Origin of the sequence: Ascidiimonas meishanensis, assembly GCF_037782385.1 — a bacterium.
In the GTDB taxonomy this organism is placed as follows: domain Bacteria; phylum Bacteroidota; class Bacteroidia; order Flavobacteriales; family Flavobacteriaceae; genus Ascidiimonas; species Ascidiimonas meishanensis.
This window is the reverse complement of the sequence record NZ_JBBEXD010000012.1, coordinates 44,970-58,953: the sequence shown is the minus strand read 5'-3', so window position 1 is coordinate 58,953 and position 13,984 is coordinate 44,970. Positions and strand designations below refer to the sequence as shown.

Annotated in this window: 17 protein-coding genes; 8 read left to right on the top strand and 9 right to left on the bottom strand. The window is 33.4% G+C overall.

The genetic code is table 11. The features are described 5' to 3' along the window. Positions 1 to 10: 10 nt before the first annotated feature. On the bottom strand, positions 11 to 574 hold the full coding sequence (locus tag WBG07_RS17350; RefSeq protein ID WP_340203128.1) for an RNA polymerase sigma factor: 564 nt from the start codon (positions 572 to 574) through the stop codon (positions 11 to 13). A gap of 63 nt (positions 575 to 637) precedes the next feature. Between WBG07_RS17350 and WBG07_RS17345 the strand changes: the two genes are divergently transcribed. The 5 genes from WBG07_RS17345 (at position 638) to WBG07_RS17325 (ending at position 6,194) form a co-directional block, all read left to right on the top strand. Then, on the top strand, positions 638 to 2,380 hold the full coding sequence (locus WBG07_RS17345; RefSeq protein ID WP_340203126.1) for a hypothetical protein: 1,743 nt from the start codon (positions 638 to 640) through the stop codon (positions 2,378 to 2,380). A 264-nt stretch (positions 2,381 to 2,644) separates the two neighbouring features. Then, complete coding sequence (gene ffh, locus WBG07_RS17340; protein ID WP_340203124.1) at positions 2,645 to 3,973, top strand: signal recognition particle protein; 1,329 nt, start codon at positions 2,645 to 2,647, stop codon at positions 3,971 to 3,973. Between the two features lie 75 nt (positions 3,974 to 4,048). After that, positions 4,049 to 4,936 carry a bifunctional 5,10-methylenetetrahydrofolate dehydrogenase/5,10-methenyltetrahydrofolate cyclohydrolase gene (locus WBG07_RS17335; RefSeq protein ID WP_340203122.1) on the top strand — a complete coding sequence of 296 codons (888 nt, stop codon included), beginning with the start codon at positions 4,049 to 4,051 and terminating at the stop codon, positions 4,934 to 4,936. A 213-nt stretch (positions 4,937 to 5,149) separates the two neighbouring features. Then, on the top strand, positions 5,150 to 5,413 hold the full coding sequence (locus WBG07_RS17330; RefSeq protein ID WP_340203120.1) for a hypothetical protein: 264 nt from the start codon (positions 5,150 to 5,152) through the stop codon (positions 5,411 to 5,413). Between the two features lie 517 nt (positions 5,414 to 5,930). Continuing rightward, complete coding sequence (locus tag WBG07_RS17325) at positions 5,931 to 6,194, top strand: hypothetical protein (protein WP_340203118.1); 264 nt, start codon at positions 5,931 to 5,933, stop codon at positions 6,192 to 6,194. A 170-nt stretch (positions 6,195 to 6,364) separates the two neighbouring features. On the opposite strand, the gene WBG07_RS17320 is transcribed toward WBG07_RS17325, so the two are convergent. The 5 genes from WBG07_RS17320 to WBG07_RS17300 form a co-directional block, all read right to left on the bottom strand. Next, positions 6,365 to 6,790: a VOC family protein gene (locus WBG07_RS17320; protein ID WP_340203116.1), complete on the bottom strand. Its 426-nt coding sequence runs from the start codon at positions 6,788 to 6,790 to the stop codon at positions 6,365 to 6,367. A 37-nt stretch (positions 6,791 to 6,827) separates the two neighbouring features. Beyond that, a complete protein-coding gene (locus WBG07_RS17315) occupies positions 6,828 to 7,559 on the bottom strand; it encodes a hypothetical protein (protein WP_340203115.1) in 732 nt (243 codons plus the stop codon). Positions 7,560 to 7,656: 97 nt separating this feature from the next. Continuing rightward, positions 7,657 to 8,022 (bottom strand): cupin domain-containing protein, encoded by a 366-nt coding sequence (locus WBG07_RS17310; protein WP_340203113.1) that lies wholly within the window; start codon positions 8,020 to 8,022, stop codon positions 7,657 to 7,659. A gap of 62 nt (positions 8,023 to 8,084) precedes the next feature. Next, a complete protein-coding gene (locus tag WBG07_RS17305) occupies positions 8,085 to 8,645 on the bottom strand; it encodes a hypothetical protein (RefSeq protein ID WP_340203111.1) in 561 nt (186 codons plus the stop codon). Positions 8,646 to 8,667: 22 nt separating this feature from the next. After that, positions 8,668 to 10,179, bottom strand: a complete 1,512-nt coding sequence (locus WBG07_RS17300; protein WP_340203109.1) for a helicase HerA-like domain-containing protein — start codon at positions 10,177 to 10,179, stop codon at positions 8,668 to 8,670. 57 nt (positions 10,180 to 10,236) lie between these two features. On the opposite strand from WBG07_RS17300, the gene WBG07_RS17295 reads away from it, so the two are divergent. Further along, positions 10,237 to 10,701 (top strand): RidA family protein, encoded by a 465-nt coding sequence (locus WBG07_RS17295; RefSeq protein ID WP_340203107.1) that lies wholly within the window; start codon positions 10,237 to 10,239, stop codon positions 10,699 to 10,701. A 189-nt stretch (positions 10,702 to 10,890) separates the two neighbouring features. Further along, positions 10,891 to 11,523 carry a 7-carboxy-7-deazaguanine synthase QueE gene (locus WBG07_RS17290; RefSeq protein ID WP_340203105.1) on the top strand — a complete coding sequence of 211 codons (633 nt, stop codon included), beginning with the start codon at positions 10,891 to 10,893 and terminating at the stop codon, positions 11,521 to 11,523. 341 nt (positions 11,524 to 11,864) lie between these two features. Here WBG07_RS17290 and WBG07_RS17285 read toward each other — a convergent pair whose 3' ends face one another. From WBG07_RS17285 to WBG07_RS17275, 3 genes are all read right to left on the bottom strand, one after another. Next, positions 11,865 to 12,065 (bottom strand): hypothetical protein, encoded by a 201-nt coding sequence (locus WBG07_RS17285; RefSeq protein WP_340203104.1) that lies wholly within the window; start codon positions 12,063 to 12,065, stop codon positions 11,865 to 11,867. Between the two features lie 360 nt (positions 12,066 to 12,425). Next, positions 12,426 to 12,629: a hypothetical protein gene (locus tag WBG07_RS17280; RefSeq protein WP_340203103.1), complete on the bottom strand. Its 204-nt coding sequence runs from the start codon at positions 12,627 to 12,629 to the stop codon at positions 12,426 to 12,428. 97 nt (positions 12,630 to 12,726) lie between these two features. Further along, entirely contained in the window at positions 12,727 to 13,440 is a 714-nt protein-coding gene (locus WBG07_RS17275; protein ID WP_340203102.1) for a class I SAM-dependent methyltransferase, read from the bottom strand. Positions 13,441 to 13,489: 49 nt separating this feature from the next. Here WBG07_RS17275 and WBG07_RS17270 point away from each other — a divergent pair, with 49 nt between their 5' ends. Then, positions 13,490 to 13,984: a YkgJ family cysteine cluster protein gene (locus WBG07_RS17270; RefSeq protein ID WP_340203100.1), complete on the top strand. Its 495-nt coding sequence runs from the start codon at positions 13,490 to 13,492 to the stop codon at positions 13,982 to 13,984.

Genomic DNA, 13,984 nt, shown 5'->3' with positions numbered 1-13,984 from the left:
CCTGAAAAATCTAAATTTTTATTAATTCTTCTCTTAATGACTTTAAAGCCCCGTGAATTCGCTTTTCTACCGCCTTCACAGAAATGTTAAGAGAAGATGCTATTTCGGCATATTTTTTTCCGTCTATACGGTTCATTAAAAATGCTTCCCGTTGTGCTTCACTTAAATTATTGATAGCATTTTGGAGCTTTGCATCAAATTGTTGAAGCTCCATAAGGTATTCTGGGTTCTCATTTGTACTGCTTTTATGATCTCCTGCCTGATAATTCAAAACTACTTTTTGATGCGCTACCTCGTTAAGGAACATATTGTTTGAAACCGTAAATAAAAACGATTTCGCTTTCTCAGGAGGTACCGTACTACATTTCTGCCAAAGTTTTACAAAGGCTTCCTGTACAATGTCTGCTGCCCTATCTGCATCTCCACATTTATAGTAAATAAAATTCCGAAGATTTTTTGCATGCTCCCGGAAAATGTTTTGATAAACCGGTTCAGCGCAAACATGCTTATTTGCTTCTTTCATAAGTTGGGGGTCTGTGGTTACAAATCTATTTAAAAAAAAATTAGTATTCAAGGTAGGGTTTTTTAAAGGTAAACTGTTTTAATTTTATAGCTATGAATGCTTTATGTAATGTATATGAAAATTCTTAATTATTTTACTTGTTTAATCTTACTCAGTTTTTTAATTGCTTTAACGTCATGTCAAAGCGAGGTCAACGTATCTTCTCTGGATACACAACCAGAGCGTGAGCCTATTCAGGCAAATTCTGTGACTGCACAAGCTATGATGAAAGCTGCCTCACTAGATGGTTCTAAAGATAATATTATTGATGGCGCTAGTTGTTTAACTATAGTATATCCTATAAATGTTACGGTAAATGGAATTCCCGTTGAAATATTGAGTGAAAATGATTTAATTACAGTAGAAGGAATTTTTGATAGTGATATTGAAGATGTAGATCTCCTGGAAATTGATTATCCTATCACTGTGATTAATAATAATTTTAATCAAATCATCATTAATAATGTTGCAGAATTGCAGTTGAATGCAAATACTTGTGTGGAGGGCGGAGATGATATTGATAACGAATGTATAGATTTTGTATATCCAATTACTTTTTTTGTTTTTAATACCACTACAGAAATCACTTCACAAGTTCAGGTAACTAAAGATCGTGACATGTTTATTTTCACTGAAGGGATCGAAGAAGACGAGGTAGTGAGTCTAAAGTATCCAGTTTCTTTAGTCCTTTTAGAAGGGGATATTATTACTGTGAACTCAAATCAAGAACTTACCACTGCTATTTCTGGGGTAGAAGATGATTGTGATGAGGATGATGACAACAACTTTAATGATGATGACTTTAAAGACGGAGAGTTAGAAAGTTTATTGGTAGAATGTCTATGGAAGATTAGTAGATTCAAGCGAGATGGCTCGGTACAACCCTTTACTAATTGGACAGTAGAGTTTGATGCCAATGGGGATGTAGTGATTTTAGATCCACTTAAGATCATCGGAATTGATGGAACCTGGACGACTAGATTTACAGAAGAAGGAAGTTTTGTTGATCTTGACATGAATGGAGTAGTAGCGTTTTCATTGCAATGGCAAGTGAATAAAGTAGATGGCAATACTATTTATATCTTTTCATCTACAGGAAGCTTTTTAGAACTTAATCAAGAATGTTCAGATGGAGGTAGTGGAAGTGCCGAGGGTATTTTAGAAGATAAAGCATGGTCTATTGGCTTATTACAAACCCCAAGCCCCGGAGATCAAAGCGATTATGTAGGCATTCCGTTAACGTTTAAAACAGCAGGGGTGGTTACCTTGAGAATAAAAGGAGTAGAAGAAGAAGGCAGCTGGCAGTATTTAGAATCGGAGGAGGAAGAAGAAATGGATATATTAAGAATTACCTTCTCGGGTCAGCCATCCTTAAATCAAGCGTGGGATGTAGAAAGTATTGAAAATAATGAAATACGTTTAAAAAAAGGGAATACTAACCGTCTTGAATTGATTAAAGTAGATGAAAATGAAAATGAATCAAGACTAGAAAATTTACAAAGTGTTATAACTTCGGATTCTTGGGAAGTAGACTCTTTTACTGAGGACGGTTCTGATAATACTAGTGTTTTTGAGAATTATAGTTTTACGTTCGCTGCCAATGGGCTAACGATTGCTGAAGAATCAGGTAATAATTCTGAGGGCAGTTGGCTAAGTTATGTTTCTGATAATAGCGTAATTGTTGAAATAAATTTTGAGAACAATGGGTCGTTGAAAAGTTTGAATGAAAGATGGAAGTTATTGGTAGCGGATGATGATATAATTCAACTAGAGGTCACAAGGGATGGAGTCACTAAAACAATAATATTTGGAGATTAGAACACAATAATATTTTATCTTAAACGCAAACAACGTTTTATTAGGTCGCAGTTTTTTTAGGGCAAAAAAAACAACTGCTAAACCGTTCCTGTAACTAGGGACGGTTTTTTTATGCGTAGAACTACCTCACAATTTTAGGTAATAGCGGTTTTGAGATCGCTAAACTTAATAAAGCGATTAAAATAAACTTCTTCAATCCATCTCAAATAATTAAATTTGCAATTGCCTGATCAAAAGGCATATTTTTTTAAATGTGATAGGATTATGTTTGATAATTTAAGCGAAAAGTTAGATAAAGCACTTCATGTACTAAAAGGGCATGGGCAGATTACTGAGATTAATGTAGCCGAAACGCTGAAGGAAGTGCGAAGGGCATTGCTAGATGCCGATGTTAATTTTAAAATAGCCAAAGATTTTACGAATAGAGTAAAAGAAAAAGCACTTGGTCAAAATGTATTAACCAGTTTGCAGCCAGGACAATTGATGGTGAAGTTGGTAAAAGACGAACTTGCCGAATTAATGGGTGGAGATGCAGCGGGAATTAATCTTTCTGGAAATCCAACCGTGATATTAATGTCTGGTCTTCAAGGATCTGGTAAAACTACATTTTCTGGAAAGCTAGCCAATTATCTTAAATCTAAGAAATCTAAAAATCCTTTACTGGTAGCTTGTGATGTTTACAGGCCAGCTGCTATAGACCAGTTGCATATAGTAGGAGAACAAATAGGAGTAGAAGTGTTTTCAGATCGTGAAAATAATGATCCTGTTTCTATTTCTAAAAATGCAATTGCACATGCAAAAGCAAATGGTTTTAATGTTGTAATTGTAGATACGGCTGGTAGACTTGCAGTAGATGATGAAATGATGAAGGAGATTGCCAGTATTCATAAAGCAATTACTCCAGAAGAAACACTTTTCGTGGTAGATGCTATGACGGGTCAGGATGCTGTAAATACGGCAAAAGCTTTTAATGACATTCTTAATTTTGACGGCGTAATACTTACCAAGCTAGATGGAGATACCCGCGGGGGTGCAGCACTATCTATTAAAACTGTAGTAGCCAAGCCTATTAAGTTTATTGGTACTGGTGAGAAAATGGAAGCGATAGATGTTTTCTATCCTACCAGAATGGCAGATCGTATTTTGGGAATGGGAGATGTGGTTTCTCTTGTAGAGCGGGCACAAGAACAATTTGATGAAGAAGAAGCCCGAAAGCTACAGAAAAAAATTGCCAAGAATCAATTTGGCTTTGATGATTTTCTTAACCAGATTCAACAGGTAAAGAAAATGGGTAATATGCAAGATTTGGTCGGGATGATTCCCGGTGCTTCAAAAGCAATGAAAGGAGTTGAAATTGAAGATGATGCTTTTAAACATGTAGAAGCTATTATCCACTCAATGACACCTTCAGAAAGATCTACTCCTTCTGTTTTAAATGCGAGTAGAAAAAAGAGAATTGCAAAAGGTAGTGGCAGAACCATTCAAGAAGTGAATCAGTTATTGAAGCAATTTAATCAAATGAGTAAAATGATGAAAATGATGCAAGGTGGTGGTGGAAAGAAGCTAATGCAGATGATGGGTAAAATGAGGTAGAATGCGCTTAAGATTTATAATCAAAAATACATACGATTACTAAAATTATAAAATAACTGAAAATCTGTAATTAATATGACCATTCTTGACGGAAAAAAGGTGTCTAACCAAATAAAAGAGGAGATTACTGAGGAGGTAGTTAAAATGAAAGAACGTGGTGAAAAAGTACCACATTTAGCTGCTGTAATTGTGGGGAATGATGGTGCCAGTCTTACCTATGTTGGAAGTAAAGTACGCTCCTGCGAAAGAGTTGGTTTTGAATCTACACTCGTCAAAATGCCAAGTACCACCAGTGAACTGGAATTGCTTAGAAAAATAAAAGAGCTTAATGAGAATAGTGATATTGATGGTTTTATTGTGCAATTACCTTTACCAGAGCAAATAGACACCCAAAAAGTAATTATGGCTATTCATCCAGATAAAGATGTGGATGGTTTTCATCCAATGAATTTTGGAAAGATGGCTTTAGATATGAGTACTTTTATACCAGCAACGCCCTTTGGTATTTTAGAGTTGCTAGAACGATATGAGGTAGAAACCAAAGGCAAGCATACCGTGGTAATAGGCAGGAGCCATATTGTGGGTAGACCCATGAGTATTTTGATGGGTAGAAAAGGTTTTCCTGGTAATTCTACTGTAACTCTAACGCATAGTCATACTAAAAATATTACTCAAATTACTTCTCAAGCAGATATTATTATATCTGCATTAGGTGTTCCTAACTTTTTAAAAGCAGAGATGGTAAAAGATGATGTGGTGATTATAGATGTTGGCATCACAAGAGTACCTGATGATACCAGAGAGAGAGGTTATCGTATTGTTGGAGACGTAGATTTTAAAAATGTAAGTAAAAAGGCAAGTCATATTACTCCGGTGCCGGGTGGAGTGGGACCAATGACCATAGCTATGTTGCTAAAGAATACATTATTAGCAAGGGAAAGACATCGTTCAGCAATGAATTGAAGAAGTATACCTGAACAAAATATAGGTAAAAATCCAATTAATTTTAAAAAAATTAATTGGATTTTTAGATTTTAATTAATTTATTTTCAAATAGTTATGTTTTCTGATACAAATTTTTGAAAAAAAATGATTTTTAAGGTAGGGTTTTTTTAAAGTGAGTTGTTTTATTAATGTAGTAGGATACAAGTATTAACTTAAAACGACCCCCCTCGTATGTTAAACCTTAAAATAAAAGCTCCTCTTGGGACGAGCACTTTTGACGAAGATCACTTTGATAGAATTATGCATTTCAAACTGGATTTTTCACAGTTAATGTCATTATTATTTCCTGGAAATTATAATGAAGGAGAACTATGTTTTGAATACGATCCAAATACTAAAAAGTTTAAAATAGACTATATAGCTAAATCACTAAGACCCCAAGTCAAAATGATTCAAAGCCACTTTGTTGATTTTAAAAGAGAGTATATTTCTTGACGGACTTTTACACTCTATAATCAAGCCCCAAAAAAATACCCCAAACCTTACTGGGAAAAGAATTTACTTGATTTAATTGGTTATCTAAGTAATGTCTGAGGACTCTCTTGTAGAGTCCTCTTTCTTTTTTAAATGATTATGGAGCCTTTGAGTTCAATGAAAGTAACCACATGAATATTTTCAGTGTATTGACAAATCTTATTTCAAGGGAAAATACTATATATGAACTGTAATTGTGAGCAGGATCTGCAATAGGTGACGAATTTATAGTAGTGATGTTTTTTATGAAAAAATAGCTGAAGACTTTGGTCATCTTATTCTATAGGTTTAACTGCCCTAATAGTTTTACCTAGTTTCTAAGATTTAAATTTATAAGGATTAAATGTTTGATTTTTAGGAAATTATCAAAATAAACATGTTTTTTTGAAAAAAAATGATTTTTAAGGTAGGGTTTTTTTAAAGTGAGCTGTTTTATTAGTGTAGTAGGAAACAAATAGTAATTAAAAACGCCCCCGTTATGTTAAACCTTAAAATTAAAGCGCCACTTGGGACAAGCAATTTTGACGAAGATCACTTTGATAGAATTATGCATTTCAAACTAGATTTCTCTCAATTAATGTCGTTCTTATTTCCAGGAAACTATAATGAAGGAGAACTTTGTTTTGAATACGATCCAAATACTAAAAAGTTTAAAATAGATTATATAGCAAAATCACTAAGACCCCAAGTCAAAATGATTCAAAGCCATTTTGTTGAATTTAAAAGAGAGTATATTTCTTAAAGAATCTCTTACACTCTTTTAATTAAGCCCCCAGAAAAGAAACCCCAAATCTTACTAGGAAAAGAATTTACTTGATTTAATTGGTTATCTAAGTAATGTCTGAGGACTCTCTTGTAGAGTCCTCTTTCTTTTATATGATTACAGAATATAGTGTTTAATGTATCTTCAGATTACTTGGCAAATAACTGATTTAAATCTTTAAATGCCTTGAACTCCAGCGCATTTCCAGCGGGGTCTTTAAAGAACATAGTAGCCTGTTCTCCCACCTCACCTTTAAAACGGATATAGGGGGCTATCACAAACGAAACTTGTTTTTCTTCTAGCGTCTTTGCAAATTCTTGAAAAGTGTTCCACGGGAGTACCACTCCATAATGTGGTACAGGAACTTCTTTGCCATCTACCGTATTATAATGTGCATCATTATTGGGCTCAAGAGGTTTATAATGAATAACCAATTGATGTCCAAAAAGATTAAAATCTACCCAATGATCACTACTTCTACCTTCTTCACAGCCTATAATTTCTCGGTAGAATATTCTGCATTCATTTAAATTATGAACGGGAATTGCTATATGAAATGGACTTATACTAGACATGTTTTTTGAATATTTGAGAATTAAAATTCAGCTAGAACTATTCAATAAGTAATACTGCTCTGGTAATTTCACTTAGTCCAAAATTTAGTTCATAATAAACTTTAAATGCACCATCAACGCGATCTTGATCAGTGATATTTGGATACTTTTCATAAGCAGTGCCAGTTCCCGGAGGAAATGAGGCCGTAGAACTTTCAAAGGCAAAATTACCATTATTGAATCCTGTTTTAGTAGCTCTTAATGTATTTGTGTCTCCATTGTTGAGTCTGGCGGTAACAAAACTTCCTTTTATAATTAAACCAGTTGCAGGATTTATACGGGTGATAACCGCTACTCTAGGCCCACCGCCGCTTCCATAGCTACTTTGATACACATTACTAAACGCTGCCCCCTCTACCTCTTTTTGGGTAATAAAACCAGATTCATTGCTACCTCCATCTAAACTAAAGATTACCCATACATTGCCTTGATCATCTATTTGAATTAATTCAGCCTTTCCATTAACAGGGCTATCTTCATAAATCTTGGTCCAAATAATTTGTCCTGCGCCTGTTTTCTTTCGGACAAAAGGATTTTGATTTTCAGGACCAGCCTGATTAAAACCAATTTCATAGCGATTACCATCAGTATCTGTAGCTGTTGTTTGTGTTATTAACACTGTATCAATCACTTCTGGCGGTCTTACATTAGCATCGTCATCAAGATCTGAACAGGAAGTAATCGCAACTAGTAAAGCAAAAAGACTGTAAGTGCAGAAAAGATTTTTCATGAGGCGTAAAATTTGGTTTTATTAATTAAAGCATACTAGTAGAACGTACAAAATTTACTTTTTAGTGAATGAATTGAATACTTTTTTATTCTAATATTTATAATTCTTCTCTATGTACCAAATCTAAAGAAAATGCAGGCCTACATATGGCAATATATTCGCATTCTTCAGAAAACGGATTTGCGTACTGAACACGGGTGTTTTTTTGAATTTTTATAGATTCACCTGCATTTAAAATGATGGTTTCACCCTCTATGATAAATTGTTTTTTACCCCTAATAATTAAAGTATACTCTTCAAATTCGGGAGTTTGAAAGGGTTCGCTCCAACCAGGAGGAGCAATCATATGCGCAATACTTATTTCTTTATTTCCATCCGTAGCAAGTCCGTTGTGTTCCCTGATAATTTTACCATCATTTGTTGGTACAATGAAAGGGGCTTTTTGTATTTTGTATTTTTTCATACCAAGTGTTTCGTTTGAATCGCTGCAAGCGGTAATGCAATAATTCTAATATGAATTTAAGATTATTTTCGGAGACTTAAATCAATCATCATATATTTGATTCTTGCTTCATCTGGGATTTGTACAGGATCAATTTTTTGATTACCATACTTTAATTCCTCCGGTAATTCCTCTTTGGAAATAGTGAAGTAAATATCAGAATCTTTTAAATTAATAATTATATTTTTAAGAGTAGTCATCACATTTTTTATATTGTATTGCTTTTTAATATCTCCATAAGTACTCTTTAAAGAAACTCCTCTGTCTGTAGTAAAACGATCATCATAGATCTGAATATTTTGGATACTTTGCAAACTATCTTTTATAGTGTTTGGGGTAATTGAAAGCAGTTGTTTGCCTCCTTTTTCGTAAACTTCAAAATAGGATTTTCCAGCTATTGAAAATTTCTTATTTTTTGCTATATTAACAAGTGAATCACTTTTAAATATTGAATCTAATTGAGCAGTATAGGCATCTTTAGGAAGTTTGCCAATATGACTTTCTGAGATAAGAAAAGGATCTTGTTTTTGAGTACATTGAATAAAAGAACTTACTAGTATTAGCATAATTAGTTTACGCATCATCGTATAATTTTGATTTGGTTGATTATTTCTTTTTGAGAATGCCAAGTACCCCTCTTATAAATGTGGCACTGGTAACTACCTTAAGTATAGGTTTTATCCAGTCAATTTTATTAGAAGCACTAGATCTTCTTTGGCGTGACTTAGTAGTTGTTTTTTCTTGTGAGGCTTCTTCTTTAGATGCTTTTTCTATCTTTTCCTGAAGTAATTCGTAAGCACTTTCTCTATCAATTACAGCATTGTATTTTTTGATGAGTTTGGATACATCTATTAATTCACTCAATTCTGTTTCTTCCAGTACATCCATCCTACTCATAGGAGCACGTAACATAGTAGCAGCTAAAGGGGTGGGTCTTCCTTTTTCGTCTAAGGCAGAAACTAAAGCTTCTCCTATACCCAAGGAGGTAAGTACTTCGTCTGTTTTATAGTACTCTGATATTGGATAATTTTCTGCGGTGAGCTTAATTGCTTTGCGATCTTTAGCGGTAAACGCCCGTAACGCATGCTGTACCTTAAGACCTAATTGCGAAAGCACATCATCTGGAACATCTGTAGGATTTTGTGTAACAAAATAAAGTCCTATTCCTTTAGATCTAATTAGTTTAACAATACTTTCAATTTGGTTGAGTAAAGCTTTAGAGGCTTCCTTAAATATTAAGTGGGCTTCATCAATAAATAAGATTAATTCAGGCTGTCCTTTATCTCCCTGTTCTGGGAATGTAGCATATATTTCTGCTAGCAAACTCAACATAAAAGTGGAGAATAACTTTGGTTTATCTTGAATGTCTGTAAGTCTAATAATATTGATGTATCCTCTACCATTTTCGTCAATTCTAACCAAGTCTTCCACTTCAAAAGATTTCTCTCCAAAAAAGAGATCTGCTCCTTGTTGTTCTAATTCCACAATTTTTCGTAAAATAGCACCTGTGGAGGCAGTAGACACTCTTCCATAAGCCTCTTCAAACTCTTTTTTCCCTTCGGCAGTAGCAAATTGTAAGACTTTTTTTAAATCCTTGAGATCCAGCAATGGAAGTTGATGATCATCACAATATTTAAAAATAACAGACATGATGCCTTGTTGTGTTTCGGTAAGATCTAGTATGCGGGATAACAATACAGGACCAAATTCTGAAACCGTTGCTCTCAGGCGTACTCCTTCTTGTTCAGATAAAGAAAGTATTTCAACTGGGAACCCTTTAGCTTCAAATGGAAGTCCAATTTTCTCATGCCTTTCATCAATTTTAGGGTGTCCAGGACTTGCTTTTGCAATGCCACTCAAATCACCTTTTAAATCCATCAACAAGACAGGAATTCCTTTTTCAGAAAGATTCTCTGCCATTACTTGTAAAGTTTTGGTTTTTCCAGTACCAGTTGCTCCTGCAATGAGCCCGTGTCTATTGAGTGTTTTTAAGGGTATTTTTACATGAGCATTCGTTATGGTTTCACCATCAAGCATTGCTGCACCCATAGTGATATAATCACCTTTTGTTTGATACCCTTCTGTAATGGAATTTAAAAATGCTTCTTTCTTGCTCATGAATATTAAATTTGCATAAAAATAAGTTAATTTTAATCAATTGTAAAAATTGGTTTTATGAAATTGTTTGGATACATTTTATTAATGAGCTTTTTGTTTATACCCCATAAAAACTATGCACAACAAAACGGTGCTGTTTTTCATTCATCGCATTTAAAACAAAAGCAAAACGCTCCTTTTAGTGATGCTGTTGAGGCCAATGGATTTTTATTCCTCGCTGGTCAAATAGGGTTTGATTATGAACAGGGAGCCATGATTAATGGAGGAATTAAGAGTGAAACAAAACAAGCTATAGAGAATATAAAAGGTGTTTTGGTTCATCACGGACTTAGTTTACGGGATGTGATAAAGTGCACGGTTATACTTAAGAATATAGAAGATTTTGCAGCTTTTAATGAGGTATATGTGAATTATTTTCCTAATAAACCTGCGCGTACAACATTTGCAGCTGCTGGTTTGGCAAGAGAATCTTTAATTGAAATAGAATGTATAGCACTAAAAAGCAAAAAGTCTGAAAATTAATTTTCAGACTTTTTTTAATAATTGGAGGGCCAACAATATGTTATATCTATTTTGGTACTACAAATATGGGCTTCCTTTGATTTATTTCCAAAAAACTTAAACTACTTTTCGTTGAAATGTTAATTTACCTGATTAACCTTAGGGTTAGAGAGAATATTTTTTAGAAAAATATCTAAGTATCTTTGCATTATGGTTAAGGATCAAGTTATGCAATTAGTGAATCAAGGGCTTATGCTTCCGTTAATGGAAGAATTTTATACGATTCAGGGAGAAGGTTTTCATAAAGGTACAGCAGCATACTTTATAAGAGTAGGAGGTTGTGATGTTGGATGTCATTGGTGTGACGTAAAAGAGAGTTGGAACGCAGCACTTCATCCGCCCACTAAAATAGAACATATTATTACAAATGCCGCAAGTGCTTCAGACACTATTGTTATCACTGGTGGTGAACCGTTGACATGGGATATGGGACCTTTAACGGCTGGTTTGAAATCAAAAGGACTCAATATTCATATAGAAACATCTGGCGCATATAAGCTTACAGGTATTTGGGATTGGATTTGTCTTTCGCCAAAAAAAAATAAATTACCCACTCCAGAAGTTTATCTTAAGGCAAATGAGTTAAAAGTTATTGTATACAACAAACACGATTTTAAATTTGCCGAAGAACAAGCAGCAAATGTATCTGAGTCTTGTATCTTATATCTTCAGCCAGAATGGAGTAAGCGTGATCTTATGATTCCAGAAATTGTTAATTATGTGATGAAAAATCCCAAATGGAAGGTGTCTTTGCAGACGCATAAGTATTTAAATATTCCTTAGTTTTTTCAAATTTTAAAATCCACTTATATCTCTTTTAGCCTTTATGAACTCAGAAAAGATGTTAATTAAAGAGAAATAAAGGGTAACCGTTTTAATAAATTTCTAAATGAATAATTTTTGGTAAAGATTCCACAAGTAAAAAAATAATCTATTGAAAGTAGTAAGTTGTGAAGACTAATTTTCGATACCAGAGGTTTTCTAATAGTATCATGGATGTAGAAATGATGATAATTAAAGAAAAAAACAACTAATTGTAAGCTCCGTGAGAAGTTTAATGAGAATAAGAATAAGAAATTTATGAAGAGCTCACACTTAGTTGAAGCAGAATTTGTAAAATTTTACTAAATATCATTACATGTATATACATCTAAGCATGCTATGCATTGATTGCAATAAAATGGACCAGTTACGGCAGCACTACAAGAACAACCACAAAGCGATAAATCCCAGCCAGAACAAGATCCTTTTTGTCCAAGAATATTTCTTTGACTGGTTTTTGAAAGAACTTGCGCTCCTTTAATATTCATTAATTTGGATTTCATAATCAATTTTTTTAGGATTATAAACTAAATATATAACATCCTTACAAATAAAAAGTGATTAAAGTAAGAAAAAAGAATTTCTATTGAAAGAAATATAAAAATAGTCGTTTTAGTGAATTTTTAAATGAATAATTTTGATGAAGATTCCAAAAGTAAAAAACAAGCTACTAAAAGTAGTAAGTTATAAATACTAATATACCCCTACCAATGGAGTTGTAACACCATCCTAGATTTAGAAACGATTAGATTATAACTAAAGAAAAACAACTAAAGTGAGCTCCGTGAGAAGTTTAATGAGAATAAGAATAAGAAATTTGTAAGGAGCTCACACTTAGTTGAAGCAGAATTTTTAAAATTTTACTAAATATCATCACCACAAGTATATACTTGTAGGCACCCTATACATTGATTGCAGTAGAATGGCCCAGTTACAGCACCACTACAAGAACAACCACATAGAGATAGATCCCAGCCAGAACAAGTTCCTTTTTGTCCAAGAATATTTCTCTGACTTTTTTTAGAAAGTACTTGTGCACCTTTAATGTTCATTAATTTAGATTTCATAATCAAATTATTTTTGGATTACAAAGTAAATATATAAAATTCTTACAAATAAATAGGATATTTTACGTAAAAAAAGTAAAGATGTTGATAACTTGATTTATTCTATGGAAGTAATGCGTGCTAAATAGTCGTAATTCTCACCATTAGCAATGAGTTCACAATGCATATTTTGAAGCTTGCAAGCATTTTTTAACGTGTTAAAGTCAAGATATAACCACTTAAAAGCTTTGCTAGTTTCTCCTTGAAATTGTAGTTTAAATGTTAATTCACCATAATATTCTGTATTAGAAGGTATCCATCTGCCTCCATCTTCATCTTCATCAAACATATAAATAATATCTGAGGAGTCTATAAGTATTTGACCTCCCTTATTAAGGAGTTGTTTTAATTTTTTGAGAAATAAAGGTAGTTTTTTATAACTCCCACAAATTCCGGTACCATTCATTAAAAGTAAAAGAGTATCAAATTTTTGATCTTTTATTGAAAAAAAATCTTTTTGAAAAACTTTTTCCAAACCTCTTAATTGGCAAACTTTACAAGCTCCTTCAGAAATATCTATAGAGGTTACATCTAGTTTTTTTTCTTTAAAAAGATACAAAGAATGGCTTCCTGCACCAGCTCCAATATCCAGCACAGTGCCGGAGGCCTGTTCTAGGGCTATTTTTTCTAAAAGTGGCATTTGCTCAAAACCTCTGTAGAAATAAGACAAAGGCAACTCATCTGCCTCAGAAATAGAGGTCTCGGTTAGGAGATTTTCAGTATTCTTATCATAAAAATACGTAAGTAAAGCTTTCCCTAAAAGGTCTTTCATTCAACGTTATTTAGTAATTTCACCATAACCAATCTTTGTACACGATATTATGAAAGAGTTTCTCCAAAAATTACCGCAACTCGCCAAAGATAAACATAAAGAGCATAAAAAGTTTTTTTCTAAACTTCGCAAAAAACCACCCAAAAAGCTAGATGTAATAATGCAGCAATTGCATGTAGAGACTTTTCAGGAAATAGATTGTCTTTCTTGCGCAAACTGTTGTAAAACAACGGGGCCTCTTTTTACTTCTGCAGATATTGAGCGTATTTCCAAATATCTTAAAATGAAACCAGGTGCCTTTATACAAAAACACCTTCAAAAAGATGAGGATGGAGATATGGTTTTAAAAGAAGTACCCTGCTCTTTTTTGGGAGCTGATCATTATTGTACTATCTATGATGTAAGGCCTAAAGCTTGTCGTGAATATCCGCATACAGATAGAAAAAAATTTCATCAAATCAGTAATCTAACTTTAAAAAATACTTCAATTTGCCCGGCAGCATATCAGATTGTGGAGCGAATGTTAAAAAGGATACCAATTTGA